Here is a 25989-nt window from a genome sequence, read left to right as displayed (position 1 = left end):
GGGAGAGTAAGGGTTGTCAAAACCCCTTACTCTTGTTTCTTTACGGCTAGTTATTTAGGTTTCTTGGGCTTCGACCGCTGTGAACGGTCGGAGCCCTTTCCTTTATTTCTAGCCGTAAGCCATTCGATGAATGCCTTCACAACGCCGAGAAACTGTACAATTACTTGTAAGAATGCCGCTATCACGGCAAGCAGGACAATGGTTTCATTTTGCATTTCCTCACCTCCTTTCTGTTTTAAGGTTTTAGGTGTCAAAAGAGATTTTTTAGGACGTTGCCTGCCGCATGGCTGGCTTCCCCAAAGGGGAATTTTTTTCCCTTTTGACGCATGCTTGGGAACCCGTGCAATGGCATACGGTCAAGGGATCAGCACACCAAAGTTTTTCTTCCGCTTCTTCTTTTCCAAATAGGAAGAAAAACTTTTGTTGCCCCTTGACCGTATGCCCGCCTACTTGGTTTCCGGGAGGTTGAGGGGCGAAGCCGGAGGCTCGGCCTCCCGGAAACTTAGTAGGCTTTGCAGCGGGTTACCATGCGGAAGGCAAAAGGGAGAAAAATCTTTCCAATAAAAAAGAACCGGCGTATGCCGGTTCTCCAGAGTGTCGACAAAGTCCGAAAGGACTTTGCGACATAACAATTTTTATGTGGGGAGACTCATCTCAACTGAAAAAAATCGTTTTAAATCGATCTGAGGACCCCATTTTTATTTAAAATTAGACATTCTCGATTCAATAACGAGTTTGTCTACAGTCTGAAGAACCGGCGTATGCCGGTTCTCTCCTTTTCCTGCTCTCCTTCACAGGTGATGCTTAATAATCCCTTGCATGATGATGAAGCGAAGCGGAATCATGATGCTATCTTTTTGCATGAGCTGCTTGATGGGAGCGAAGCAACGCGGAGTGGACATGATGCAGCCATGCCATCCCTGATTTCCCATCTAAACGCCCTTGGTCCTTAAGCTCCGTGCGGGGTGTAAAGCGAGGGACAGGAACATAGAGCGCCTTATCCGGGGCGCTCTAGTTATCGGACCAAGTAACCCCGCAGCGGTGCGTAGCGGCTCTTAGGTGGCCGATCTTGCCGCCTTAGAGCTGGTAGCATCAGCCCTAATGTCTAAATCTCTTCTATTTGACTCTTTTCACCACTTCGTATTAGCACTTCAGTTGTAACAAGATCGATCCTCTTTGCTAAAGCTAAAAGCCCATTTCTCAAGATCGCCCTGTCGGTTATTTGCCACAGGCAAAACTAAGACCAAGACCCATTCCTGCATCGGACTCCCAAATCTAAATGATTATTTCCTCCCAAAAATATCATCTTTATCAGCTAAAGCAGATATAGCATTTCTAGTAATTCTAGCTATTTCATCATTTTTTTCATTTCGAACCACAGAAGATAATAAAAGACATACAACTCTTTCTGGAGATACATCACTTAATCTTTTTATGTGATCTTCAAAAAATTCTTTAGAACCAAATTCAATACTCATTTTTTCTTTCCTCCTTGGATTTAATTTTGCACCTATGGTACTGAATTTGATTAATTTGATCATACACCGCATATAAAACTCTCAAATGGCCGTATAACGCATTTTATGTTTTTCTGTTAATTGGATACTTTGTTTTTCAAAAACCTTTACAGGGTAGGATTCTGCCTCACTATGATTACAGCAAGGCGACTAAATTCTAAGGGTATTAAATTTCCTCTAAGGCTCTCTCCATTTGATCCTCATTGGCTTTCACAGACTCACTATCAACTGCATCTGCACCTCTATAGGTATATTTCGAATTCTGCCAAAAATCAAATGCGAAACTAGGCATTGGTTCATTTTTATCCTCATAACTCGATACAATAACACTAGACTTGAATATATTGGTGAGCATATACTCAGCATCTGTTATGTCTTTTAAATATTCTTTGTTTTTAAATGCACTTATAATTTCATTCTCAAAAGCAGTGAGCTCCTCTTCTGAGGGAATATAATTATTAACTAATTCAAGCTCTACTTGGTCGAATTTCTCTGTTTCACTTTGATCAGAGTTAGCTATTTCTTTAATTTTAGTTCTCCAATCAATAGTTTTAGTTTCCTCTTCAACTTCTGTTCCTGATGGCTCTGCTTCAATTTCATCTTTTGGTGCTGGTTCTACACTTGGCTTATTAACCTCTTCAGATTTAGTTTGAGTATTTGTTGTAGTTGGGACTGTTTTAGTCTCAGCTAATTGCTTTTCTTGGTCTTCCGTTGGAATTAAAAAAAATAAAATTATTAAAATACTCCAAATGATTGCTGCCACTTTTGGCGCTTTACCTAATTTCCTCCAAGAGATAATCACCATAATAAAAGGTATACAAATCCAACCCAAAATTCTTAGAAACTTCATCTCCACTACGCCCCTATGAAATATTTTCCAGACAATTAATTATATAGGAGATTTGGTCCATTGTCGTTGCCTTTTTATACGGATTGATTGTTTACTATAGGTATAATTGGAACTACCTACTTTAGAGTTAATTTTCTTTTATTTTTGTATCAATTGTAAGGCCATCTTTAATTTCAACAAAAAAGCTATTGAGAAAAAAAAGACTGCAGGCAAACTAGTCTAAGCTAGTTTGCCTGCAGTCTGAAGCACCTTAACAGATGCTTTAATTTATCTAATACCCAATAACATTGTAACGTGAAAATACATGTATCCAAACACCAAACTGGTTACGATCATGTAAATCATCTGAAATCGTGAACTCTTAAAACTATTGATAAGACTCCACATAAATATGACGCCTACAAGAAAATAAACTATGTTCATATCCAATTGTGACCCTCCGTTTGTTTATTATTGAACAAAATAAAACTTTCTCATCTATGTTCTCCCAAAGATGTCTTATGTAGAACCGACCAGTAGCTACGAAAACGTAATACTACTAGTTAATAATATTAATGTCTAGTATAAAATATGGAAATATTAATCTGACTTTATAGAAGGTTTAAGTATTCCCTGATTTGTGCAGTTTCTACATTCAAACCTCTTCTTCTAATACATTATCATTCAACAAATGTTCCTTCTTTTTAAAAGGGTAGTTCTATTTGTATAACCACAAGTGGTTTATATAAATAGAACTACATGTGGTTTTTCATAATTCCTCGATGAAAAGAACCGGCGATGCCGGTTATCTCCTTTCCTTGTTCTCCTTCCTTGATTATGCTTAATAATCCCTTGCATGATGATGAAGCAAAGCGGAATCATGATGCTATCTTTTTGCATGAGCTGCTTGATGGGAGCAAAGCAACGCGGAGCGGACATGATGCAGCCATGCCATCCCTGATTTCGCATCAAAGCGCCCTTGGTCCTTAGCTCCGTGCGGGGTGTAAAGCGAGGGACAGGAACATAGAGCGCCTTATCCGGGATGCTTTACCCCGGTTAGGCGCTCTAGTTATCGGCCCAAGTAACCCCGCAGCGGTGCGTATCGGATCTTAGGTGGCCGATCTTGCCGCCTTAGAGCTGGTAGCATCAGCACGAGCGTTCTATCTCCCTTTCACTCTTCTTTACTTAATAAGTACCACCAGCTACCACACAATCGATTACCCTGCAGAAGATAAAAGCCCATTACTCCAAATAATCCTTTTAATTTATCCTTTCATTTGGTTGCAACCAAATGAAAGAAAAAAAGATGCACCCATCATTCAGGTGCACCCACGTTTTGAAACTAATATGTACGATCTTCAACCAGATCAATGCTTTAACTTTCCAAGGGAACGATATATACATCTATTCAAAGTAATTCCTAGTATTGGGTAAATGTATTTTTAGCCGTTTTCCCAATAATATTTGTGCCGATTCCGTCTACCGCTCCTCCGATTATACCGCCTAACACCGGAACAGCTTTGCCTAAATTTATAACGCCTTTTTCCCCAAACTTGGTTAGTAATCTAGCTCCTACTTTTTTGTTTATCGCCTTTATCACTTCGTTTGGAATCTTTCGGTATAGGGTCTGCACCTATGCCATATTGAATTGTAGATAAATGCAGTTCATCTTCCTTCACAAACCAAGTATTTGCAAATTCTTTAATTACCTTATTACATTTCCGCTAAAGCTTAGAATATAAAAAGAAGAGAATTGATTATCTCTTCTTTTTATATTATTTATGGCAACCCTCAGTTAGAAGTTACAAGCTTATTGAATTCATCTACCGCTTTATTGAAATCAGCATTAAACGATTTAGATTTCGAATACTCTGATGGTAAGTTTTCTACAAGCTCATGAATCGCTTTTTTGTAGAGCTGAAATTCCTCAGATTTCCATGTATTACTCTCCTTAAATTGAGCATACATTACGGATCGAATATTGATAATCATTTCATCAAATCTAGGGAGAAGTTCTATGGTATTAAGCTTAGAAAAAAATGAACTATTTTGTTGGAAATGAGTAAGTTTTTCGTCCCAAGCTATCAGGTTATTATAGATATCAAAAACATATCGAGTTGTTTCTTCTTTAGGTGCCTGTTCACTAAGTAGGTTGAAGAGAAAATCGACATCCTTTCCATAGTTGACAAATTGAATGTATTCTTCTGATCTCTTTGTTTTTTCTGTACTACTGTCTAGTAACTGAAAAGTGAATATACCAATTAAAATTATATTCAAGAGAACAGACAGCATTATAATTATATTATATCTTTTCAACTCGTAAACAATCCCCTTTCTAATCAAAAGCTTAGCCCGTTTAGGCAGAATACTAAACTAGCTAAGCTTCTGAAACTATCTATCAAAAATTAATTTAGTTTACAGTATGTTTAACATAAGCATAATTAGTCCATAATTTAATTCCCAGTGGAACTTCAGAATTAACCATATTATATTGAACTCTACCTCTGGAGATGAGGTTAACAGTTTTATTGGTGAATAAAGTCCAATTGAATTCAGCGGTTATACCAGACGTCTTACCATTTACAGCCTCATTAGCATTTTTCCAACTTATAGTATTGGGTAGGTTTAAATTAGCAGGTTTTTTAAATGTCACCCACGCTTCGTCATATGAAGGGCGATATGATGTAGTACCCGAAGTCGTTACTCCATTTGAAAATGCTTGAAGCACTTTTCCAACATATCCAACGCCAGGAACAATATAATCTATTAATTCAAATGAGTATGTAGACATAGTATAGGACTCATTTATTGTCCCAGGTGTCGTTGAAATAATCCTCAAATATTGTCCGTAGCCGTTACTATCCTCAACATTTAATTTTGCTTCGGCCCCATTAAGATAAACTTTATAGAAGTCTTTCCAATGGTTGTTTAATGTATCTAATCTTCCCCATATTTGAATATTAGTATATCCCACTTCCACGCCTTTCCTATTAGAAGTAGCCATTACAACGGTACTCCAATTATTTGCAACAGGATTGTTTTGAAGTTTGTAACTATAAGCATTACCTTGATGCTTAAATTGCAGTCCTTTTCTTTCTTGAATAGTGTTTATTGTATTACTTTCATCAGAAGTAGTAATATTCTCCTCTTGAACTTCATTATCTTCTAATAATATCTTTGTGATTTCATCGTCTTTCAAGAAATCACTATCGCCAAAAGGCAAGACAACTGCTCCATCTTCATATGTACCCATGGTTACGTATGAGAATCTTTCACCGGATTCTACAATTGAAGCAGAACTAATTGTAGTAACCATATTTTTTTCGTTTATATCTTTAATAGTTGTTTCAAAGGTTCCCCAAAGAAGGGTATTTCCAGAACTTAAAGTTGCAGTTTTGGTAGAAGCATCTTCAATTATAAAATCGAATGTATTACCTGCTATTGTCAGGGTTCCTGTTCCACCTTTACCAATATAGAAGTCTCCAGATGGCTTTAACTCTTGATTAATTGACAATGAATTATTGCTACGAGACAAGATAGAAAAGTTCTGGATTCCTATACGCGCTGCAGAATCAATGTTGTCTTCACCGTCAAATCCTGGTGGAATAGCGTTATTATTGTAACTATCAGAGGTTTCAAATATTATTGGATTAACATCATCCACAATCTGAGGACTTGCAACAGCTGTATTAACTACTAAAGATAGGCTAGCTATCGATGCCATTAATACCCTACTGCCCATAATCAGAAATTTTCTTTTGTTTTTTTTCAAAATCTTTTCTCTCCCCTTTAATCAAAATGAAGCACCACATAGAATAATCAAAATAGAAAATTATTCAAAATTTCAATTCTATGAGATTAGCACATTGATATTAATAAAACAATACAAAATTAGGAAAATATTAATTAGTAATTATTCAATATTATAGAATCTAGTCTTAAAATAAAGCTTATACCTAAAAATTCAACGTAAATATTCTATTGATATAGGAACGAATGTTTGATTATAATGATTAAAGCAAACAAAGAACTGAAAATTACGAGCATCGGGTTCATCAACTACTTATCAATAAATCGTTGCCAAGAAGATTGGTCCATCCTCTCGTAATGAAATGACAGCTTGCCTGAACCAAAGTTATAGATTCATGTCGTACACGCCCATCTGTCTCATTGAAAACTCATTATTTGATTTGACGGGTACAAATTTTGCTTTACGACATAAAGGTTAATTTTCATAAATTTTGAGCTGGAATCGAGCTCATGGAGATAGGAATAAAAGCCTATCGCATTAAGGCAAAAGGGAGAAAAATCTTTTCTATAAAAAAGGGAGCGAAGCAACGCGGAGCGGACATGATGCAGCCATGCCATCCCTGATTTCCCATCAAAGCGCCCTTGGTCCTTAAGCTCCGTGCGGGGTGTAAAGCGAGGGACAGGAACGTAGAGCGCCTTATCCGGAAAGCTTTACACCGGTTAGGCGCTCTAGTTATCGGCCCAAGTAACCCCGCAGCGGTGCGTATCGGATCTTAGGTGGCCGATCTTGCCGCCTTAGAGCTGGTAGCATCAGCCCTAATGTCTAAATCTCTTCTATTTGACTCTTTTCACCACTTCGTATAAGCACCTCAGCTGAAACACAATCCATCCCTCTTTGCTGAAGCTAAAAAGCTCATTTAAGATCCGGGAAACTGCTCTTCACTGAGGCTTGGTTTAAACCAAGCAACCCAAATAAAAAAAGGTGCCCCCATGATTTAGGTGCACCTGTGTACTAGAACTCATCAGCTTTTACGATGGTTGACTATTTAATGATTCATTACCAATGGACTAAAATAACCTTTCATCCAATTTAAATCTTCAGTTCCGTTGAATAACCCTATTTCCCCTGAAAATAGTTCCCTCTTTGTCATATCTCCCTTCATGTAGTTGAATATCATTTGCATATTATGATGAATAACAAAGAGCTTACGATTTAAATCATTCGGCATAAAATCAATATGAGCGTAATGTGAGAATGGCCCATAAACTTGAATTTTAGTTTTTGCATCCTGCCGGTATCTTGCAGCAACTCTATGATTTCCATCAATAATTAGCTTTTGGCTAGTTGGAGAATACCAAACTAAAATGATAGGTTCATTGCTTTTTAAAGCATTAGGTAAATAACTTTCCGTAATTTCATTTTTTTGAATGTAAGGGTATACTTCTTCCACGCTGACTTCGTTTGCTATCAATCTTCTATTTTGTATCATTTGGTTAATAAGGTGACTCGCTCTATTGATATCCCACGTCACTGTGTATTCACCGTTACAGTGGGGAAAGTACATTGTCTTTTCAAACGTATGTTGGCTGTTTAAAAGGTATGGCTGACTATGATCTGCACTTGCCAGTTCATTCTTATAATTTGCAACAATGTCCACCAAATTAGGATACTGATTCACAATCTGTATCCCATTAAATTTAAAAACGGATTCATCAACAAAACTGTCTAATAAATTCCCTAAAGTATGCAAGAAAACACCTCTTTTTTTTCATTATAGGTAACTCAGTACTTAAAAGCCTGCTACTTAACAATGAGCAAACAACATGCTTACTTGTTCTATTGGGAGCTATCGTTACCCGTTACTGAAAAAATTTGATTATACCGAGGGATCTTAATGAAATAGCTGAGGAATTAATTTAGAGACAGGTCTTTTAATCTTAATAGGATTATTCTTGTCCCTCAACATGGTTTGTGTCCAAAACTCCTTTAGACCAGCATATTGATATACCTTTAAGCCTTCATTATTCGACTTATTTCCTTCATCACTTTGTCATATTATCTCATATCTTCCATTTTCATTCAATTATAAGTCTACCAACTAGATAATCAAAATGATAAAAATGAAAGATTAGAAAAAGTAGATGGCCAGTGTGATGTAAAACAAAAACATAGCTTCATTCAGCTTAGGGAATACTAGTTTAATCCAGAGCCTATAACCCTCCTACTTAAGAAGTGAACTTTGGCGTCATTATGAAGATGACAAGCTTTATCCAAGGGTTTAGTCCAAATACCTTGAAATAAAATAAACCCGACTTCTACAAGCGAAATCGGGTTTTTACTATAAGCAAACTATACATGTAGAACTAAATTACCGATCAATCTTCCCAAACATCGTCCATAAGCTTCTTAATTTGCTTCTCACGATCCTTTGTTTCCGTATGATCTGGCTTCCATACTCCCTCTACCAAAGTAACAACATCTCCCGCACTCACAGAAGCATCAACAGCAGACTTAGGAACATCATGTGTCTGTCCATCGATTTCAATTACCGCAAAGTCACCTTCAAACCGATCAACGATTCCCCTCAATGCACCTGCCTCCTTTTTATCTTTCACAAGCTATACCGTCTTTATCTCGATCTAGTTTCGTGCTATAACCTGGATCACCTTCGTAAAGCGGTGCCTTCCCAGCTTCTCTCACTTCGGTACAGTTCTTATAATAAACATTCGTGTTTGTTTCCGTCTTTGTTACTGCAGTGTCTTTATTACTCGTCGTTGCTGCAGGTTCCTTTTTAGTTGATGTAGTATCTGATTTTTGACTGTTTGTTTCTTTATCTTTCGCAGCTGCAGTATACTTCCATTCACTAACAGATGGCTTAATGGTAGTTCCATTGGACGTAAAGACAATCGTTCCCTGCAGATCATTACGATAAATTTTCACATTCTTATTGTGAAGTCTCTTTAAAATGTTATCCACCGGATGGCCATAACTATTGTCACCTACTTGAATGACAGCATACGTAGGATTTACTGCATTTAAAAACGCCTGGCTGGTCGATGAATTGGATCCGTGATGGCCTACTAATAGCACATCTGATTTTAAATTCACACCGCTGTTTATCATATCGCTTTCGCTTCCAGACTCCGCATCTCCCGTAAATAGAAACGAGTTTTTGCTAAAAGCAAGCTTAACAACTGCGCTCATTTCATTTTTATCATCATAGCTTTTAACGGGAGCAACCATCTTAACATCAAGCTGATCATCTAAATCGATCGTTACACCTGCTTTTGCTGTCGTAACTTTAAGACCTTTATTTTGAATTGAGGTAAGTAAGGATTCAAATGTTTTTGTGTTGGAAGACACTTTTGGCATATAGATCTTACCGATATCAAAAGCATCTACTACCGCATCAAGTCCTCCAACATGGTCAGCATCGGGATGCGTTCCAATGAGAACATCGACTCTCGATACACCTTGTTTTTTTAGATAGCTAACCATACGCTGCTCATCATCATTATTTCCTCCATCGATCAGCATCGTTTTACCACCTGGTGTCTGTATAAGCTGAGAAGCACCTTGCCCTACATCTATGTAATGAACGGTTAGTTTACCTGTAGGAGTAGTTGTGGAAGGTTTGGCTGCTTGTGTAGTTGTTTCCTCTTTTTTTTCTTCATCTTTCGTTGTTTCATCTTTTGTTGTTTCTGTCTCTGATGAATCTTTATCTGAAGAAGTACTATTGGAAGAGTTATTATCGTCCTTACTTACTGCTGGATCTGTTGTCTGTGGAATAGTGCTACTATTGTCTACCGGTGTTATTGTTGTTGATCCGCATCCACTAAGGATAAGAAACACTAAACACGTTAGTAAAACAAAGTAACTATTCTTGCTAAAAATCAGATATCGAAGCATTTAAGGCAGAAGAAAAGCGACTAGCAAAGAAACGTAAATATCTTGAGAACAAAAATAATGGACTTAAGTCATACACTCAGAGCGTCCTAGAAGTGAATAAGATTGATAAGGTAAATGCAGGAATGTTTAAAGTAAAACTACAGAAGAATCCTCCATCAATCAATGTTTTAGATAGCAATAAAGTTCCAGATACATATAAGATTGCACAAGAACCTAAGATTGATAGTAAGAAACTGCTGAGTGATGTGAAGAATGGTGTAGTGATTGAAGGAGTAGAGCTTATTACAGATAGGCAACATCTGAGAATTTTGTAAGAAACCAAAGCTAAGTGTTGTGTCAAGAGGGGACAAATTCCAACATACCTTCTTGAGAACGAAAAATTTGAATTAAGAAAAAATAAAGATAAGAGGATAGAAAATATAAAAAGATGATAACTGTATTCTTAACAGTATCATCTTTTTATGAAACTTATATTATGGTACGTATGTAATTTGGGCAGTATCCCTAGCTGATAATACTAACTCCATCGGTGCTAAAGGTTTCCAAGCAAACATTGGTGAAATTGTTGTATCGGCTCCAAAATAATAAGCCTGCCATACAAATTTAGAACAGTAATTTGGATCCAAAACTAAGTATCCACTTAATACATCGTATTCTGCTTTTGGATATTTATCCATGTACCAATTTGCCCATTGAGCTGCAGCTATAGAGGCATTATAGTCATTATGTCTTAATACATAAATTTCGCTATTCTGTTCAAAGAATACTTTCAAAGGTTCTTCTTTAGGGTCAATTCCTACACCTGGGAAATGTGTAATACTTGATCCAGCATTAGTAACTATTGCTGCATGTCCTACCCAATTAGCAGGTTTAGGTCCTCCATTCTTCTTAGCTACCAAGATATCACCTGAACGAGCTACAATTCCATTATAGCTTCCTGCACGAGAGCCACCATTAATATATTCATCTGCAGTGACAACTGCTCCTCTACTTTCTATATCTTTCATTATAGAGTTAAACTGCTGTTCCATCTCTTTAATTTCTTCAGGTGTGTAAAATTGCGAATACATATTATTTTCTTCTTGTGTAAATCCGTAATTACCGATTGGAAGTTCATCTGCAAAACTTTGCGGTGCATAAGAGCCTAACAAAACAATAAACACCATAAATCCAGTTAATAGTTTAATTTTCTTCATATTAATAATTGCTCCTCTACATTGTATTAAATTAGTATATTATATTAATATGAATTTTGGTATACTTTTATTGGAAAAGATTAATATTTTATTAATAAAAAAACTGAAGGGGAAATTTATTTGAAAAAATTAGGATTAATTAGCGCATGGACCATTTTTGGTCTTGTATGCATTGCAATTGGTTTTGTTGTTTTTACTCTGTACTCTCTTAATACTCCACCAAAGAGTGATCCAGAAATTGTCGCATATAACGAGGAAAGAGTAATGAAGTACTTGATTGAGGACAAAGGTTATTCTGAGAGCGATATAGCTAGTATTGAAGCTAAAAAGATGCCGAAATCTTCCGGCTATGAAACCTTTGTTGAATTCTCAGATGAACTTGACAAATTATATGCTTACAAATTAGAAGAAGACGGTGAAATAAAACAGAACGGAAGTACTGGAGGGGCTTATAAGCATAAAGAGTAAATAATAATAAATAAATATTAATCTATCAAAAAGACGTTACTATAACCGGTGCCGTCTTTTTAGTTTGTAAATATGACACTGCTCAATTATTCATTGAATAAAATGCGTGTTTTATGATAATAACGAGTGAGGAAACGGTAGTATAAGGGAGCATAAGTGAGCATTTGGAAGATGTGATTTATCAAAAAAACGATTTGAAATCAAATAGCAATAAAATACATTGATATAGGAACGGATGTTTGGTTATAATAAACAAAGCAAACAAATGTTCTTATAGGAGTGATGCAACATGTTACCTGACTATGAACGGAAAGTGCATAGGATTCTATACAACTACATAAGCCAACGTGGAAGAACTCCAACTATACGGGAGCTGGAGATAAAACAGGACAGAGTACTAGTCGTATAAAAGAAGCGCTACTTCTGCTTGAATCAGAGGAGTTTATATTGTGGGAAGATAAATCTACACTGGAGAATATTATCTTATTAAAAGAGTGGGAAGATGAAAGCAATAGACCAAGAACTTACACATCTCCACATGGAACTATAGATTATTGGACGGAGTATTAATTATGGCGAAAAAACTATTTGATAATGGATTGTTTGAGAGCTCACGTATGATATTGCCTGAACACAGAGATGCCTGGATAAGAATGGCGAACACTAAATTAGCAAGATTTAAACCAACTTTAGACGATCAGGAAATACAACGAATAGAGTATGAAATTGTGCGTTCGTATAATAGAAGAGAAAAAATAAAGCTTGTCTTATTCGATCCATACGAGGATAAAGAAATTACAGGTATAGTAGTTGCTTTAAACACTTATAAACGTGAAATTAAATTTTTAACTGCAGAAGATGATTGGAAATGGATTTATATTAAGGACATTATATCTGCATCAGAAGAATAAAGAGTAGACCATCATTCAGTTGATGGTCTTTTTCTTTTGGAGGCATCTCCAGGCAATTTAGTTATAAAACGTGCATAGCCATTTACATTCTTCACGTAATTCAGAGCATGATAACGAGGTAAATTCATCAAATCTTCTTCAGTGAAAGGATGTAATTCGCTTTTTAATTCATCGAAATTTTTCTTATCGGAACCTGCGATAATAATATAAGATGCATTGGCACTGCGGAGCTCATCTCTCATTATTTTGAGTTGAAGGAGATAATGGCAACTGATGATCGATTTGAGTATAAATTTAGACATTTGAGACAGTTTACTGGTAAGAAACTTTTCAGAATGATTGCACTGATAAAGTTCATCGATAACGATATTTACCTTAACTCTTTTCGATTTATCCTTTATTTGTTCAGCTCTAATCTGTGCTGCCAACCATACTTTCGTGAGAAAGTATAAGACCATAGTGTCCTTTTCTGACTCCACAGTGAACATGTGTTGAGGGAGCTTGATCGTAATCAATTGGTTCTTCTGCATCTCTTCAACAAAATCTATGTTATTGGATGTATCCTTTTTAAGCATTAGTTCTGTGTAGCTATTTCTTTTTAGTACGTTTAGTCGATCAAGAATTCCTATGATTAGATTAGTCTTAGTTCCCTCAACTATATCCTGCTTATTGTAATCATCTAATTCACGTAGATTTTCAATATACTCCTCCAAGAACTCAAGTTGATGCCTTGGAACATTGTGTATGAATCTTCCACGTATTTTGTGATTTTGGAGCACTCCAAACACGTCTTTGATACTTCCATTGTTGATAAAGGCGATTAAACTAGCTGATTCTAAATATCGTTCCATTTTAGGACTTAATCGGCTGTCGTCAGCATTGATCGAATTTATCAAGGTTAATAAGTTAGTGGTTTGACGTTTTGCATTTTCATATTGTTTAAATGGAGTGTCTGAATTACCAGAATTCACTTCGTTATAGCCTAAGCCTTGTAAAGCTTCTATATTGTCACATCTGATTTCTAACACCTTGTCTTTGGGAAAACACTTTGCAACCTCATCACTCATCTGACATGTTTCGATGAAATCAAAAATTATGCAACATTCTCCATTTTCAATAGCATCAACACATAAATTGCTGATTAATGTACTTTTCCCTGCCCTACTGGGTCCTATTAACAATGTGAGGAGATTTCTAAATTCAATATCATTACTAAGGTATGCTTTTTGTGATTTACCTTTGTAAATATTCTCCCCGATACACATTACACCACTCTGTAGATCCTCTGGGACTTCCGTCTCCAAAGATTCCACCCGTTCTATAAAATTATACCTTTCCAAAACATCCCTACCAGCTACACAAAGGAAATTCTGTGCTTCTTCATCTCCTATTAGATTTCGTGTGGTGCCCGTAGAGAATCCCCCATACTTAAATTACTTATTGCACCTGTCATTATTCTATAAATCACAAGAAAAGGTAAGTTAAAAATTGACATGGCCGCTTATAAGTGATTTTGCAACGCTAACCCGCAATATAAAATAGACCCTTCAACATGAGAAGAGTCTATTACTAATCAATCTACTTATTTTTCGCAGGCTATACCGTCTTTGTCTCTATCACTTTTTATATTGGCTTCATATAGAGCTTTAGAAACATGAGGTTTATATTTTGTTTTTCCACCTTTATTTTTGGTTGATGATGAACGAGCTACGCCGCCTTTATACACCTTATTCAGCTCTGTGCAGTTTTTATATGTAACTACTTTTTCTTTTGCTTCTGCTACGCCAGTTGATCCTATCGTTGGTCCAATAATAAGCCCAAGAGATAAAATAGCCACAAATACCTTCTTGATATTAATACTAACACTTCCTTTCTACAGTATAGACTATAACTCTATTGTCCTTTTTCTTCAATATATTGGATATTATTCGGCAAAAACTGTAACGAAGAGTACGGATTGAACTCCCCTACAAACCTTACTCATCTCTACACGCTTAACTGGCTATACCATAAGATTACAATGAAAAAAGCCGCTAAAATAGGACCTTACGCGTTATACACCTATACTAAGAAATGACCTCAATGATTATGTACTTTATTTGTAATATGAGGTTGGCAAAATTACAAATTCATGTTCACCGTTATCGAAGTTCTTGAGGCTAATCATAATCTTTTTAACATCTGTTACGTTAACTTCTAATGATGTTACCTTTCCTGGTTCGACAGAGACATTCCCTAAACTTCTATCATCGATTAAATCTTCGAATACAGTTACTTCGACCGTTTCTTTTGGAGCAAATAGATCTAGATGCAAAGTTTGATATTTCTTATCTGGTGTGGAGTAATCATGAGCAAAAGCAGTAAATTTGGTATACAGCACTTCTTTGTATTCTTTGCCCTCGATATTTGTATGACTCTTATTTCTTGTATTACTGAAGTCATCATAATCAAAACTTACTTGTTGGAACGGTGTCTTTGCGCCCTTCTCCCCGATATTAATCTTGCCAGTCTTCGAATCCACGGTAATGTTTGTTTTCGTCGCTTCCTTTACTACACCAACCGGCAAGTATGTCGTACCGTTAATGACAACTGGCTTTGCAGTGGTTTTAGCGGTCCAGTTTTTCCCATTAAGCGTGTACTTGAGATTCGAAACCGTCGCCTTGACCGTTTGCGTGTTAGCTGCGAAAGCCACCGAACTACTGAGTAATAAAAATGCGGATAGCAAAACAGTTACTCTTTTCAATTTCATCTTTCTTACTGACTCCTTTTATGTATTATTTTTACATCTATTAAAAATATCGGTTAATCAGACGATATAATTAACAAGAAATGTAAAAATAATTAAACAGGGATAGTGCACTATTATGTCTAAATCATCCCAAAAATTTCATAAAAGGAGCACGATGATATTGCAAAACAGACATTCTATGAAGACACTGACTGCGGATGACCAGTTATACACGGCGAAGATGGAGGCTAAACCCATCTTTATATACTTTAATAAGAAGCTCTATGGAAGAGGTGTGATCGAGAGGATTACTGAGGATAGCATAAAAGTGAAGGGCGAATATTATATGCGCGGGGTTTGCGAGTTTAAATGCGAAGGATAACTAAGATTTGAGGCACTTACTTTGAAATACTTACTACTTAATACTAATATCTTGGATGGAAACTAGATATTCTCCTTAGTCCAACAAACGACTGCTTTCAAATTTCTGATATCTTCACAATCCTAACCTGAAAAGACACATTTTTAACGTCAAAAACCACATGAGAATAAAAATGTGGTCTAAACTTTGCTGTAACGAAACAGGTTTAACAGGTCTGTTTTCCCGATAAAACAAAAACGAATCAATCATCACCTTTTCAGGATCAAATCAATTCGCCTCTGTACGATAAACCGCATATATTTTGTTACACTTATGAATATATCAATGTATAGTATTATATTCAATTCCAGGCCTAAACTACACATTAATCCCCAATTATTTTTAACTAATCATAACCCCGTTAGCTTACAGAATGGAGTAGGTGCCCAGTGGCAAACCGCTCCATTCTGTTTTTGAACTAACGTTTTACCGTTAGACTTGGGAGTGAGAATTGCTAAGGCGAAGTTGAGACGTGCGCATATATGGAATGTTATGGGTATTAGGTAAATACCTTTGTTTCCGCATGCCCTTTTACGTCGCCTCGGCTACATGCTTCTCCTATTCTTTCATTTTTCTCAATTTGACTAAGGAGAAATCCTGCGAATTCATGAGCCTGGGTGAGGTAATCAAATCATTTCGAGGGAGCTTAGTACTGTCCCAAATAACAAAACATAATATATTAAACCGTATAATAAAAATCCTCATCTTTTTGTTTTATGATGAGGATTTTTCGTGTTATTGTGTTTTCCAGTAGGGTACTAACCGATATTAATCTTGTCTTTATATTTCTGTGCCCATTCTTTAAACGGGGTTAATTTGATATTATAAGTTTTTAACGAATCAACATCTACATTGTATCCTACTTCGTTATTCCATTCATGGGATCTTGCCCATGCCTATTAATGGATCTAAATACAGCTCCTTCTGATATATTGGCTGCTTCTAACCACTTATTAATAGCATAAACTGGACAGGTATCTGGATTCTCTCCGTATGGTACTAGAGACCTCTTCAAGAATAACGAGTTTCTCTAGAGCGTTATATTTTCCTCTAGACATGAAAAGCTCCCCCTTGCAGAAAGGTTTATTTTTTAACCTGTCTACCGTAGGGGGAGCATATATCAAGACGGCTGCCTTGCTGTATTATTGATCTTTTGAGTTCTGGTATTAAAAAGTGAGAGTGAGAAAAAACTCCAGCTTCTATTCATTCAGATCTATGCTTTTATCCATTATTTTGACTGTACCATCTGAAAGTGACGATTTATACAATTGTTCTTTATATTGGTTTAAGACTAAAGCAATATCGGAAGATTCCTTTAAAAGAACTACTTGATCATTCAGTAACTTTTCGGCTAGGTTTTGCTTTGATAAGAGTTCCTGATAAAGAGGTGGTGCGACTTTTTTCCAGTGCTCATCTTCAGTAACTCCATCAGCAGCAATAAACTTTTTATGAGTTTCCTGTACTTCTATAGGCTGTTGACTTAATAAATCTTTCATTTTTTTGGCTTCCTGTCTTCCTTCATCTAAAGTTGCTGATACCCCCTCTTTCTCAGCTAATTGCAAGAACAACTCTTCTTTAATCATGTGTTCAAGAACTTCGGAATCAGTAAAATTTGATTGGGAAGTACGATTATACTCTTTATAGTTTAAAACATCCGTATTCGTAATTTCTTGGTTCCCGACCTGTACCAATACCTTTTCCTCGGCTTTATTATTAATTTCAGTATTAATTTTGATTCGATTAAGATCTGAAGTAAGAGGATCAATTGCAGAAGATGATAAAGCCCCAAACGTAAAGACACCTGCTAATAAAATTCCTAAAGATACGATCAACTTATTATTCTTTTTCATTTATACTCCTCCTTACCAGTTGAAATTAACCCAAGCCGTGTTATCAAGTTGAAAAGATCCAAATCCTCCATAGAATACAGTAGAACCAGCTGCAGGAGCAGATGTAGAGCTATATGTCTGTCGAGCGTCATTGTATTTACCCGAATATCTAAGTTCAGTATGACCTATATATGCACCTTTTTTCGGTAGGGAGACATTCCCCCCTCTAAGCTCTAACGTTCCTGCTCCCCATGTTGCATTCGGATAAGCTAAAAAGGCATTCTTATGTGTGGAACTAACTAATTCCCTTCTAGTGGCAACCCAGTTCGATCCAGAAGTTGTCGCATTTATTTGAACGTTTGTAGTAACACTAACAGGTGTATAAATACGAGCTCCAGAATCATCAACCATCCACATAGAAATTAAATCTGTATCAGAAGGACTAACTGCTTGAGGACTAACAATAGGATCAGCTAAAGCGACATCATTCCTAATAATAGAATCCCCAATAAACAATGCACCCATCATAGAGGATGCGGCTAAGAGTAGTGCAATTTTTTTCTTCAATAGTTTACCTCCTATTTACTAGATAATTTGGACCCTCTATTTACTTAGACGCTATTATTCCATAAAAGTAGCGAATAAAACAAAAAAAGTAAAAAAAGTATATAATGATCGATTTTAATTAGAACATATATTACAATGTGTTCTCAGGATGCTGTAACCAATTAGCCTATTTCTTATCAATAAATACTTTAGATGAGTACCACTAATTAACAGATTAAAACGAGGGAGTGAGTTAAATGAAAAACAAACGTAGAATGTTAGCAATAGGTATATCCATTTTATTTATATTTATTGTAATTTTTTCAGTGTACTCATTTCAAAATAACACTTCATTTCCCAAATTAGTATCTAAACAAATACAAAAAGAGGATATTAACGAGATCAAGATTTCTCGAATAGCTTATGGCACTTTATATCGTGAAGAAGTAATTATTTCTGAATCGAACGAAATAAGTTCTCTAATAAATAATCTTAACAATATAGAATTATTAGAAAAATATAACGAATATATCCCAAGGACAGAGTACCGCTATGATGTACTGATACAAGTAAATCGGCAGGAAAGGTTTGGAATCACTTTTTTAGATGAGTACAATTTAGAAATATATGATGCCCAAGATTCAAATAATCGACTTAACAGATACGAAATTGAAGATGGTTATAATTTAAATAGACTTGCGGATTATTTTAAATGAAACAAATAATTTAAGTCTAAATCACCAAATAATTCCGATTGGTATAATATAAGAATATATCTAAAAAAGTACCCCCTTAATATATGAACTGCCCCCTGTCAAGTAGACAGTAATTTAAAAACATCATTAAGCAACCTGAGTCCGATATTCATACGGGCTTAGGTTGTTTAATGATGTTGAAAACGATGGTGGTTGTAGAAATGGATGTACCGTTGGACGGCATGCTCTACTTCCTTACTAGTACGAAAAGTGTATAGATTAAAACACTCCGATTTAAAATGACTAAAAAAGTTATCCATACATGCGTTTTCTCATCAATTTCCTTTACTCAACATACTAGCTATCATTCCGTATCTTATAAGACGTTGGTTATATTGGCGAGAGGTATACTGGACCCCCTTGGTCACTATGTAGGAGAATTCCTTCAACTTTTTGTTTTTTTCTTGTCTTTGTGAAGGAGCATTACAAGCTTTAGATCATTTCTTCGACTGATTTGATAAGACATAATTTCGTTATTATACAGGTCCTTTATAGCAGTTGTTCCTTCTTTTCGTTCTCGGTTCCTAGAGGGATCGAGGAATGGTTGATTATGAGGGGAATGCATTATCAGCCCTTAAGTGATGCAAAGCAAGTGAGGATCTTGATAGAGAGGGTTGTATATCAAATTGATTATAGTAATGTTCCATAAACAATCCAAACGATCGACGATCACTTCCACCTGTCCGAGTTCCAGAAACGAAAGATGGCAATCAATTATTTCTGTACCAATCCGAACCAGCCGTGCAGGAAAAGATAATTAATCCCTTTCAACCGTAACAACATTGCTCCCTTGGTTTTTACTGCATTCAATACGCATGAGTTCGTTGTGCAATTCGTCGACTTCTCGAGACAATGTCATAGTTTGAATGTGTGATAATCCAAGCCGCACGTCTCTCTTACCTTCCAATTCAATTTTCACCGTTCTTAAATCTCTCAAGGCAGATGTCCTGTATGGTCTATGCTCGAACATAATCAGATGATTCTCCGCTATGAATCTTAATTACGCTATACTGCCCAGTTTGCATAACAAAAAGGGCAGCTGCCAACTGGTAAGCTGCTCCCTGCTGTGTTCAACTAACTTTTCCGTTAGTTCAATCGGGCATGTTACTCCAGCTTATTAGAAACGTAAATTGCCTCCGATCAAATCTTTGGTCATTGGATTAAAAAACATTTGATTGGTCCCAGTTATGCTTTTCACAGAGTAAGGCGCTTATCCAGCTTTTTTTCCTATTCTCGAGAGTGCGCATCTCTTACTTGCCGGGGTAATAGTCATCCATGAAATCGAAATATCCCGGTGCTCCAATCGAGACGGTCGTAAAATAGAAATATCGCTTCTCGAGCTCCTGATTCTCCTCGCTCATCTCTAGAAAATCCTTGTCTTTTAAGATTTCATCATTCATAACTCCTTCTCTCCAGAAACACAGCTCAAGCTCTTGGATAGCAAAGGAAAATCCCGTACTCGGATCAACATCTCCGACCATTTGATACTCTTTCCTAAACGTATGGATCAAATCCTCCGCCTTGGTCGTAAAGACATCCACGCCTTGAAACAGGCAGGAAATACAGAAGTCCTCCGAGTAGTGCGGATTTAACAGTTGAATGAACTTCACCCTGCCATTTCCATCGTATTCGAAATGTTCGCGCATAAATAGCATCTCGATATAGCTAGGATTACCGGGTAAGCCATCATTAGCTCTCCAATGGTCCAGATTCTGAAAAGTTTGTTCCACCTCTTCCCTGCACATCCCCAGCCGAAAAGGACCGATGCCGACATGCGGCGTTATGATGATTGAATCCACCTGAAAACTCCTTTCAATAATAATTTCCTTCTCCAGTATACAGGTCCCTAACCTAACCTGCTGGTTAGCAAAAAGGGAGCAGTTTCCAAATGTCGTTGCCCTTTAGTTGAATGAAATAGCTGTAAACTTCAGTTGCTTGTTTATCTATTCGGTAATCGGGACAAGTACTTTGTACTGATAAAACAAAAAAACCACTAATTTAGCGGTTTTCGAAATTCATTTTTGTAAGGCTCCAATTATTTTGTTACATCTCTAGGATAAATCAAGACTGTATCGAAATATAATTTCTCTCGAAAATATTCAAACTCATCTTTATCCAAACCTGTATACTTCTCATCTTTTAAATCATTTAAAGTCATATTGTCTTCTCTCCAAAGCTTAAGACCCAGTTGTGGAAAATTGAACAAAGTACCATCTATATAATCAGGGTCCTTTACACACGGAGCGATCTCACTTAATTTTGGCACTAGCTCTTCAACTGTTGTCCTGAAAAGTTCAATATCATATCCACCAAGGACTGCTAAGATATTTCGTCCATTAACTAACTCTATCTCCCTTAACCTGTTTCCGTAATAACTAAAATTATGGTGTATAGATGATGGCAGCTTTTGAGTTATAATTTCCACTTCATCTCTAGTCATACCAAGCTCTAGTTCGCCAATACTTTCTCCAACTTTGATGTCAATATGATACATTATTTACTTTTATTCCTTTCTAGAAGCATAACTGAATGACTCTAATTTATATTATCATATTTCCTTCATATTATTGAACTATCCTGCCCAGTACTTAAAGAAAAAGCAACCAGTCTATTGATCGGTTGCTTACTTTTTCTAGTTCAACTATCGTTTTTCCGTTAGTTGAACGACTTATTAGTTCTTTTTGGAGTTGAAAATTCCACAAATTGAATTTTAAATAGATCTAAATCCGCAATTAAAGACAAAGCGAAACCACTGTTCCATATCTCATCTATCCAATTTTCTTCAAATTTCTCAGGGCTATAGGCAGGTTTGAATTGCGTTAAGGTCTTAAGTATAACAGATGGAGTAATTTTTTTAAAATTGCCCTTACTTAATCTAAATAGTATAAGTAAACAACGAATTGTAATTAATTGGATAGTTAATAGTTAATATTTTACTTGTTAATTATTTCATTTTCATTTACTTTTATAACTTATTAATCTATGGAGGTTAAGTAAATGAAAATGAATTTCAAACAATGGGGAGTAGCTTTGTTGGCAGCTTCAATAGCTTTTACATCAAGTTTAAGTCTCCCCTCTAACTATGTAAAGGCTGAGGAGGGGATGAATAGTCAATTAACCGCACCTGTTATAAAAACGTTTTCGGCTTCTATGATGCAAAAGCCCTCGAAGGGTTCTGAGTTGAAAGAAGAAGAGTTCGAAAAAGAACAAGTTAACTTATATGATATTAAAATTAACCCTGAAGAAATTGTATTATCTGGAGATGTGTCTATAGATGGAGAAAAAACACCTTTTTCTCTTAGTGGTAAACTATATAAGCATCAGATATCTGGAGTTCTAGTTGGAGATTTAAGTGATGAACTAGGAAATTTTAAAGTTGAACGCTTTGAAATTGAGAATAGCGAAATTAAAGCTGGTGTTTTCTTTAATCGAACTCTTCCTGACGAAGCCTTCGCACTTTATATGACGCACGAAGGCTCTAACAAATTTGTAATTATAGAAGAATCTGCATTAGAGATAACTAGCAGTGAAAACCTAGGTAGTATCTATAATGGGGAATTGCAGGTAGCGAGTAACGAATTAATAAGTTGGTTTACTACGTTTGATCCAGAAGAAACGAAAATTGAACAAAGTGGTGAAGAGTCAGTACAAGAGAGAGCAACCCATCAGGTTAAAACTTCGACCTGGTCGTTAGTAAATACCTATACTATAGGTTTTTACATAATCTATACAGACATATCAGCAGTAAAACTATTTGTTTACTTTCCAATTGATACAAACTCATCATTAAACACTGAGTTTAAGATTATTGGAACCAAAATGAAATGGGATAATGGTTTAAGAGACGGGACATGGTATAATTCTAACTGGGAAATTGGAAGCGGACCAAACGGCGGAGTTTTGGAAATGAGGGTAAATGCTAACAAACCACAAGCGATTAAACAAACAGGAATAAGTTATAAGATGATAAAAAAAGGAACACCCCAATTTTCTATAGGTTGGAGCTATTCTTGGTACGGAATTTCTGCTGGAGTGACCTTGAATGGTAACCAGCCAGTAAGTTCAGAAACTTTTAAAAATCATAATGCTGCTGGAGTTTCAAAGGTTGAAAAAGTTAAAAATGCTCATATGCTTCTCGCAGGAGATTATCTAGCAGGTACCTGGGATTTAGATTATTACCCTCATCTTGGAGAAAATAAAGCGGTGAATGCTACTGTTACTCTTAAATTCTCAGCTTATGCAAGAAGTGCTAACAAAAAAGTGTATGGACCGATAGTAGCTTATTCTACTTCTCCAACAAAAATTATATCGAAATAAAAATTAAAAAAGGAAAATCATAATGATTAGAAAATATAAGTGGAGTTTTATTTTTTTTCTAAGTTTAATTGTATTTTTATTTTCATTCTACAATATAAACCAGGTTAACCATGTAAACGACCAAACCGATATGATTATTAATGAGCAGACTCAAATACTTCAGAGTATAAAAGTAGAACTTAACGAATCTACAACCCCAATTTTTCATAGTTATGGAAAAATAAAGGAGGTAGAAGGAATGGGTCGAATATTAACTTCTAGTAACAACAAAATATATCGAAATTACGGAAAAGAATTCTTGAAAATGATAAGGGCATTAGAAGAAACTTTTAACACCTTTACAGATAACAATTTTACTACAAAAAAGGATAGGGAGTTTCTGTCTGATCATATATCATTAGTACTTGAGAATATAAATAAAGATAGCATAGGTATAGCCGATAAGGTATACGCAAGAATTATGAGTGAGACAACAGAATATTATGAAAACTATCAGGAAAATTGAGGAGTAAAATTTTAATTGATAAAGAAGCCTGTGAGAATAGGCTTCTTTTTTTGAGGATAGTACCTTCAGCGAGTAAAGAGTGAATCGAGAGGCATACCGAGAAACAAGGTTTGAAGTGTGATAGAAAAGTATTATCTTAGAAAATTAAGATCATTAAGAATGATATTTAGTTACTAAAGAATCAACAATATCTTTACATACATCTTGATTTTGGATATGGAGCCGATTCATTCAGGGAAGGGAAGATTAGATTGATTAATTGAAGAGTCTAGAAAATACAGATGCCCAGTCCTAGGGATATTGGTTCTTTTTCGCATGTATCCAAACACGTTTAACGAATCTCTGCCAGATCGGTAGAATGGAAAAAGGAGATGAGTAGAAATATACTAAAGATAAATATATTATAGGCAAAGTGTCTCACCATCTGTAGCAGTAGAATTCAACTCAAAATAACACATACGTTTACGTATGTGTATGATGCCGATAGATCTACCTTTGAATGGTAAAAAGGTTTGTGTTTATACTGATATGTATATCTTGTGGTCAAACTGTACTTTGTGCATAGATACATCACGGTGACCCGTATCATAAATTCAAGGTATATTTGTTGCGTTAAACTGCCGGTTAACTTGATGAAAAGCAGCCGATCGCATTGATCGGCTGCTACTTGTGGTATTCAACTAATGTTTTTCCGTTAGCTTAAATCTTGTTTGTGTCAAACCTGCTCTTTTTCTCATCTAGATTTATTGTATATTTCTTCACCTAAGGAATTACTAATTGAAATATCTTGTACCCTTGCCTGACCAATGCTTGATACTAACAAGCCCTTTTTGTCATTGATTCCCCTTGACTCAATTGTGCCATCCGAATACTTTAAGTTAATATTCTTCGATCCTTTATCCAATAGATCATTAGGTATAATAACTGCAATATATGGCACTCCATCGCCAACAGTTATTACATCTTTACTATTTGATGCCCACGATAATTTATGATCATGTAGCTTTCCATGCTGATCGGAATACAGTGTAATTAATGAATTTTTCAGCAATATAATAGCACTGTCCTTTATCCATATGCTATCAAGAGCAGCTAATTCATTATCTGAGACATATTCTACAATCTGTTCGTTGGTTGGTGCAGAGTAAATCAGAGTAGACTCCTTAGAACATCCTGTCATAATAATTATTAAGACTAAGATATATGGAATTAGCTTTAGCTTCATATAACTCCCCTCTCATCTGATGAGTTCGGATCACATCGATAAATATTACATACGTTCCAAACAATGGAACAAACTGCTCCATGCTGTTATTGACCTAACGTTTTTCCGTTAGTTCAATGAGTTTAACAAAAAAAATTCACAAACAATTGAGAGCTAAAGAGATGATTTATCTTTATTTCTATACTCTTTCCAATCCCAATAAGTACCATAAATCTCGTCATGTAGAAAACCATCGTTCTCTTCTTCCTCATTAGGCTCGCGATAATAATCGGTTATTTAGGAAATATTTAGTAAGTAACCTGTAAAATTTCGTGTGATACTTGAACAAAAAAAGAATCCTCGGCTTTTGCTCAAGGAGTCCTTTCCTTTTACTCTATACTATTATTGTCTATCATATCTTCGCTATCAACATTGAATTCCATAGTTTTTCATAAATCACAACTCGTCATCTAAAGAAGGATATGATCAATAGGATTTCTGAATCGAGATCTTTATTTATCCTCTATTAGCTCATCGAATTTTTCAACAAAATTTGATATCTTAGAATCTAATTCTTGATCTGCTTCACCGTCCATATAATAATAGACTATCAAATTACCATTATTCACAAGAAAAGTTTTATACTTAGGATCTTTGAATGATTTTTCTTGTTCCTCTGCTTCTTCTGTATCTTTAAGAAAATATATCGCAAAATTTGCATCTTTATTTAAAAAATAATGATAATAATTTTCCTCCATATTATCCCCGAATGTTACTTTGATTCCTTCATTACTTAACATGTCTCCAACTTTTTTAGGAGATATCTTGTCTCCACAAGCAGTTAATAACAAAATTAAGCAGAAACTTATTGCTAAAGACCATAACTTTTTCATTATTTACTCCTTATTTCTTAATGTGTAAATGATATTGTAAATCTGCAGATGATACTTTAAAATAACAGGTTCCCGGAGGACTTAGATATATATCGTTCCGTTCATCATAAGCATCATAATCCTAAAGTTTTCTCGTTAGCGTAACAGTTTAGGATTATTCGTTCTTATCTTTCATCATAAGTTCTTTGATCTCACGCAATTCCTTTAATA

29 protein-coding genes are annotated in these 25989 nt (G+C 35.6%); 9 read left to right on the top strand and 20 right to left on the bottom strand.

Going from position 1 to position 25989, the window contains the following annotated elements:
* Nucleotides 1-50: 50 nt before the first annotated feature.
* Entirely contained in the window at nucleotides 51-215 is a 165-nt protein-coding gene (locus H9647_RS24825) for a hypothetical protein (RefSeq protein WP_160037244.1), read from the bottom strand.
* A gap of 582 nt (nucleotides 216-797) precedes the next feature.
* On the opposite strand from H9647_RS24825, the gene H9647_RS24820 reads away from it, so the two are divergent.
* The gene (locus tag H9647_RS24820) at nucleotides 798-953 is read left to right on the top strand and encodes a hypothetical protein (RefSeq protein ID WP_191805030.1); all 156 of its coding nucleotides are present in this window, start codon (nucleotides 798-800) and stop codon (nucleotides 951-953) included.
* Nucleotides 954-1283: 330 nt separating this feature from the next.
* On the opposite strand, the gene H9647_RS24815 is transcribed toward H9647_RS24820, so the two are convergent.
* Both H9647_RS24815 and H9647_RS24810 read right to left on the bottom strand, forming a co-directional pair.
* The gene (locus H9647_RS24815; protein ID WP_160037186.1) at nucleotides 1284-1478 is read right to left on the bottom strand and encodes a hypothetical protein; all 195 of its coding nucleotides are present in this window, start codon (nucleotides 1476-1478) and stop codon (nucleotides 1284-1286) included.
* A gap of 205 nt (nucleotides 1479-1683) precedes the next feature.
* On the bottom strand, nucleotides 1684-2367 hold the full coding sequence (locus tag H9647_RS24810; protein WP_191805028.1) for a hypothetical protein: 684 nt from the start codon (nucleotides 2365-2367) through the stop codon (nucleotides 1684-1686).
* 810 nt (nucleotides 2368-3177) lie between these two features.
* Between H9647_RS24810 and H9647_RS24805 the strand changes: the two genes are divergently transcribed.
* Nucleotides 3178-3336, top strand: coding sequence for a hypothetical protein (locus H9647_RS24805; RefSeq protein WP_191805027.1), 159 nt, complete (start codon nucleotides 3178-3180; stop codon nucleotides 3334-3336).
* A 430-nt stretch (nucleotides 3337-3766) separates the two neighbouring features.
* Here the strand turns inward: H9647_RS24805 and H9647_RS24800 are convergent, their stop codons facing one another.
* The 6 genes from H9647_RS24800 to H9647_RS24775 form a co-directional block, all read right to left on the bottom strand.
* Entirely contained in the window at nucleotides 3767-3979 is a 213-nt protein-coding gene (locus H9647_RS24800) for a hypothetical protein (protein ID WP_225229568.1), read from the bottom strand.
* A gap of 158 nt (nucleotides 3980-4137) precedes the next feature.
* Nucleotides 4138-4662: a hypothetical protein gene (locus H9647_RS24795; RefSeq protein WP_160037183.1), complete on the bottom strand. Its 525-nt coding sequence runs from the start codon at nucleotides 4660-4662 to the stop codon at nucleotides 4138-4140.
* 94 nt (nucleotides 4663-4756) lie between these two features.
* On the bottom strand, nucleotides 4757-6118 hold the full coding sequence (locus tag H9647_RS24790; RefSeq protein WP_160037182.1) for a hypothetical protein: 1362 nt from the start codon (nucleotides 6116-6118) through the stop codon (nucleotides 4757-4759).
* Nucleotides 6119-7142: 1024 nt separating this feature from the next.
* Nucleotides 7143-7847 (bottom strand): hypothetical protein, encoded by a 705-nt coding sequence (locus H9647_RS24785; RefSeq protein WP_191805025.1) that lies wholly within the window; start codon nucleotides 7845-7847, stop codon nucleotides 7143-7145.
* A 625-nt stretch (nucleotides 7848-8472) separates the two neighbouring features.
* Nucleotides 8473-8685, bottom strand: a complete 213-nt coding sequence (locus H9647_RS24780; RefSeq protein ID WP_160037203.1) for a DUF3006 domain-containing protein — start codon at nucleotides 8683-8685, stop codon at nucleotides 8473-8475.
* Nucleotides 8686-8701: 16 nt separating this feature from the next.
* Nucleotides 8702-9949, bottom strand: a complete 1248-nt coding sequence (locus tag H9647_RS24775) for an MBL fold metallo-hydrolase (RefSeq protein WP_318245369.1) — start codon at nucleotides 9947-9949, stop codon at nucleotides 8702-8704.
* A 47-nt stretch (nucleotides 9950-9996) separates the two neighbouring features.
* Here H9647_RS24775 and H9647_RS24770 point away from each other — a divergent pair, with 47 nt between their 5' ends.
* On the top strand, nucleotides 9997-10320 hold the full coding sequence (locus H9647_RS24770) for a siphovirus Gp157 family protein (RefSeq protein ID WP_160037205.1): 324 nt from the start codon (nucleotides 9997-9999) through the stop codon (nucleotides 10318-10320).
* Between the two features lie 159 nt (nucleotides 10321-10479).
* Here H9647_RS24770 and H9647_RS24765 read toward each other — a convergent pair whose 3' ends face one another.
* The gene (locus H9647_RS24765) at nucleotides 10480-11202 is read right to left on the bottom strand and encodes a C40 family peptidase (protein WP_191805021.1); all 723 of its coding nucleotides are present in this window, start codon (nucleotides 11200-11202) and stop codon (nucleotides 10480-10482) included.
* Nucleotides 11203-11322: 120 nt separating this feature from the next.
* Between H9647_RS24765 and H9647_RS24760 the strand changes: the two genes are divergently transcribed.
* Nucleotides 11323-11670: a DUF3139 domain-containing protein gene (locus H9647_RS24760; RefSeq protein ID WP_160037113.1), complete on the top strand. Its 348-nt coding sequence runs from the start codon at nucleotides 11323-11325 to the stop codon at nucleotides 11668-11670.
* Between the two features lie 572 nt (nucleotides 11671-12242).
* A complete protein-coding gene (locus tag H9647_RS24755; RefSeq protein ID WP_160037114.1) occupies nucleotides 12243-12581 on the top strand; it encodes a YolD-like family protein in 339 nt (112 codons plus the stop codon).
* Nucleotides 12582-12592: 11 nt separating this feature from the next.
* On the opposite strand, the gene H9647_RS25910 is transcribed toward H9647_RS24755, so the two are convergent.
* The 3 genes from H9647_RS25910 to H9647_RS24740 all read right to left on the bottom strand — a co-directional run bounded on the left by H9647_RS25910 (nucleotide 12593) and on the right by H9647_RS24740 (nucleotide 15330).
* Nucleotides 12593-13885, bottom strand: a complete 1293-nt coding sequence (locus H9647_RS25910; protein WP_160037115.1) for a type IV secretory system conjugative DNA transfer family protein — start codon at nucleotides 13883-13885, stop codon at nucleotides 12593-12595.
* Between the two features lie 278 nt (nucleotides 13886-14163).
* The gene (locus tag H9647_RS24745; protein WP_160037127.1) at nucleotides 14164-14433 is read right to left on the bottom strand and encodes an excalibur calcium-binding domain-containing protein; all 270 of its coding nucleotides are present in this window, start codon (nucleotides 14431-14433) and stop codon (nucleotides 14164-14166) included.
* A gap of 243 nt (nucleotides 14434-14676) precedes the next feature.
* Nucleotides 14677-15330, bottom strand: a complete 654-nt coding sequence (locus H9647_RS24740) for a stalk domain-containing protein (RefSeq protein ID WP_160037116.1) — start codon at nucleotides 15328-15330, stop codon at nucleotides 14677-14679.
* Nucleotides 15331-15490: 160 nt separating this feature from the next.
* On the opposite strand from H9647_RS24740, the gene H9647_RS24735 reads away from it, so the two are divergent.
* On the top strand, nucleotides 15491-15691 hold the full coding sequence (locus H9647_RS24735) for a hypothetical protein (protein WP_160037117.1): 201 nt from the start codon (nucleotides 15491-15493) through the stop codon (nucleotides 15689-15691).
* Between the two features lie 1238 nt (nucleotides 15692-16929).
* On the opposite strand, the gene H9647_RS24730 is transcribed toward H9647_RS24735, so the two are convergent.
* A complete protein-coding gene (locus H9647_RS24730; protein ID WP_160037118.1) occupies nucleotides 16930-17580 on the bottom strand; it encodes a SurA N-terminal domain-containing protein in 651 nt (216 codons plus the stop codon).
* A 12-nt stretch (nucleotides 17581-17592) separates the two neighbouring features.
* Nucleotides 17593-18126: a hypothetical protein gene (locus tag H9647_RS24725; RefSeq protein ID WP_160037119.1), complete on the bottom strand. Its 534-nt coding sequence runs from the start codon at nucleotides 18124-18126 to the stop codon at nucleotides 17593-17595.
* Between the two features lie 236 nt (nucleotides 18127-18362).
* Here H9647_RS24725 and H9647_RS24720 point away from each other — a divergent pair, with 236 nt between their 5' ends.
* Complete coding sequence (locus H9647_RS24720; protein WP_160037120.1) at nucleotides 18363-18821, top strand: hypothetical protein; 459 nt, start codon at nucleotides 18363-18365, stop codon at nucleotides 18819-18821.
* 167 nt (nucleotides 18822-18988) lie between these two features.
* On the opposite strand, the gene H9647_RS26355 is transcribed toward H9647_RS24720, so the two are convergent.
* From H9647_RS26355 to H9647_RS24705, 3 genes are all read right to left on the bottom strand, one after another.
* Nucleotides 18989-19120 carry an IS3 family transposase gene (locus tag H9647_RS26355; protein WP_160037121.1) on the bottom strand — a complete coding sequence of 44 codons (132 nt, stop codon included), beginning with the start codon at nucleotides 19118-19120 and terminating at the stop codon, nucleotides 18989-18991.
* A gap of 990 nt (nucleotides 19121-20110) precedes the next feature.
* Nucleotides 20111-20659, bottom strand: coding sequence for a hypothetical protein (locus H9647_RS24710; RefSeq protein ID WP_191805019.1), 549 nt, complete (start codon nucleotides 20657-20659; stop codon nucleotides 20111-20113).
* A 236-nt stretch (nucleotides 20660-20895) separates the two neighbouring features.
* A complete protein-coding gene (locus H9647_RS24705; RefSeq protein ID WP_191805017.1) occupies nucleotides 20896-21354 on the bottom strand; it encodes a hypothetical protein in 459 nt (152 codons plus the stop codon).
* A gap of 503 nt (nucleotides 21355-21857) precedes the next feature.
* Between H9647_RS24705 and H9647_RS24700 the strand changes: the two genes are divergently transcribed.
* Together H9647_RS24700 and H9647_RS24695 are read left to right on the top strand one after the other, a co-directional pair.
* The gene (locus H9647_RS24700; protein ID WP_191805016.1) at nucleotides 21858-23177 is read left to right on the top strand and encodes a hypothetical protein; all 1320 of its coding nucleotides are present in this window, start codon (nucleotides 21858-21860) and stop codon (nucleotides 23175-23177) included.
* A 130-nt stretch (nucleotides 23178-23307) separates the two neighbouring features.
* Nucleotides 23308-23682, top strand: a complete 375-nt coding sequence (locus tag H9647_RS24695; protein WP_191805014.1) for a hypothetical protein — start codon at nucleotides 23308-23310, stop codon at nucleotides 23680-23682.
* Between the two features lie 733 nt (nucleotides 23683-24415).
* Here H9647_RS24695 and H9647_RS24690 read toward each other — a convergent pair.
* The gene (locus tag H9647_RS24690; RefSeq protein WP_191805013.1) at nucleotides 24416-24907 is read right to left on the bottom strand and encodes a hypothetical protein; all 492 of its coding nucleotides are present in this window, start codon (nucleotides 24905-24907) and stop codon (nucleotides 24416-24418) included.
* A 491-nt stretch (nucleotides 24908-25398) separates the two neighbouring features.
* Nucleotides 25399-25779 (bottom strand): hypothetical protein, encoded by a 381-nt coding sequence (locus H9647_RS24685; RefSeq protein ID WP_191805011.1) that lies wholly within the window; start codon nucleotides 25777-25779, stop codon nucleotides 25399-25401.
* Nucleotides 25780-25989: the final 210 nt, after the last annotated feature.

Origin of the sequence: Paenibacillus gallinarum (genome assembly GCF_014836635.1) — a bacterium.
GTDB classification, from domain to species: domain Bacteria; phylum Bacillota; class Bacilli; order Paenibacillales; family Paenibacillaceae; genus Paenibacillus; species Paenibacillus gallinarum.
Note: the sequence above shows the minus strand (reverse complement) of the source record. Positions and strands in the feature narration are given on the sequence as shown.

Coding starts and splice junctions, on each gene's coding strand:
- H9647_RS24815 (WP_160037186.1), bottom strand. CDS start 1,478: ATGAGTATTGAATTTGGTTCTAAAGAATTTTTTGAAGATCACATAAAA.
- H9647_RS24690 (WP_191805013.1), bottom strand. CDS start 24,907: ATGAAGCTAAAGCTAATTCCATATATCTTAGTCTTAATAATTATTATG.
- H9647_RS26355 (WP_160037121.1), bottom strand. CDS start 19,120: ATGGATAACTTTTTTAGTCATTTTAAATCGGAGTGTTTTAATCTATAC.
- H9647_RS24705 (WP_191805017.1), bottom strand. CDS start 21,354: ATGTATCATATTGACATCAAAGTTGGAGAAAGTATTGGCGAACTAGAG.
- H9647_RS24720 (WP_160037120.1), top strand. CDS start 18,363: ATGAAAAACAAACGTAGAATGTTAGCAATAGGTATATCCATTTTATTT.
- H9647_RS24685 (WP_191805011.1), bottom strand. CDS start 25,779: ATGAAAAAGTTATGGTCTTTAGCAATAAGTTTCTGCTTAATTTTGTTA.
- H9647_RS24755 (WP_160037114.1), top strand. CDS start 12,243: ATGGCGAAAAAACTATTTGATAATGGATTGTTTGAGAGCTCACGTATG.
- H9647_RS24730 (WP_160037118.1), bottom strand. CDS start 17,580: ATGAAAAAGAATAATAAGTTGATCGTATCTTTAGGAATTTTATTAGCA.
- H9647_RS24695 (WP_191805014.1), top strand. CDS start 23,308: ATGATTATTAATGAGCAGACTCAAATACTTCAGAGTATAAAAGTAGAA.
- H9647_RS24740 (WP_160037116.1), bottom strand. CDS start 15,330: ATGAAATTGAAAAGAGTAACTGTTTTGCTATCCGCATTTTTATTACTC.
- H9647_RS24825 (WP_160037244.1), bottom strand. CDS start 215: ATGCAAAATGAAACCATTGTCCTGCTTGCCGTGATAGCGGCATTCTTA.
- H9647_RS24810 (WP_191805028.1), bottom strand. CDS start 2,367: ATGAAGTTTCTAAGAATTTTGGGTTGGATTTGTATACCTTTTATTATG.
- H9647_RS24700 (WP_191805016.1), top strand. CDS start 21,858: ATGAAAATGAATTTCAAACAATGGGGAGTAGCTTTGTTGGCAGCTTCA.
- H9647_RS24765 (WP_191805021.1), bottom strand. CDS start 11,202: ATGAAGAAAATTAAACTATTAACTGGATTTATGGTGTTTATTGTTTTG.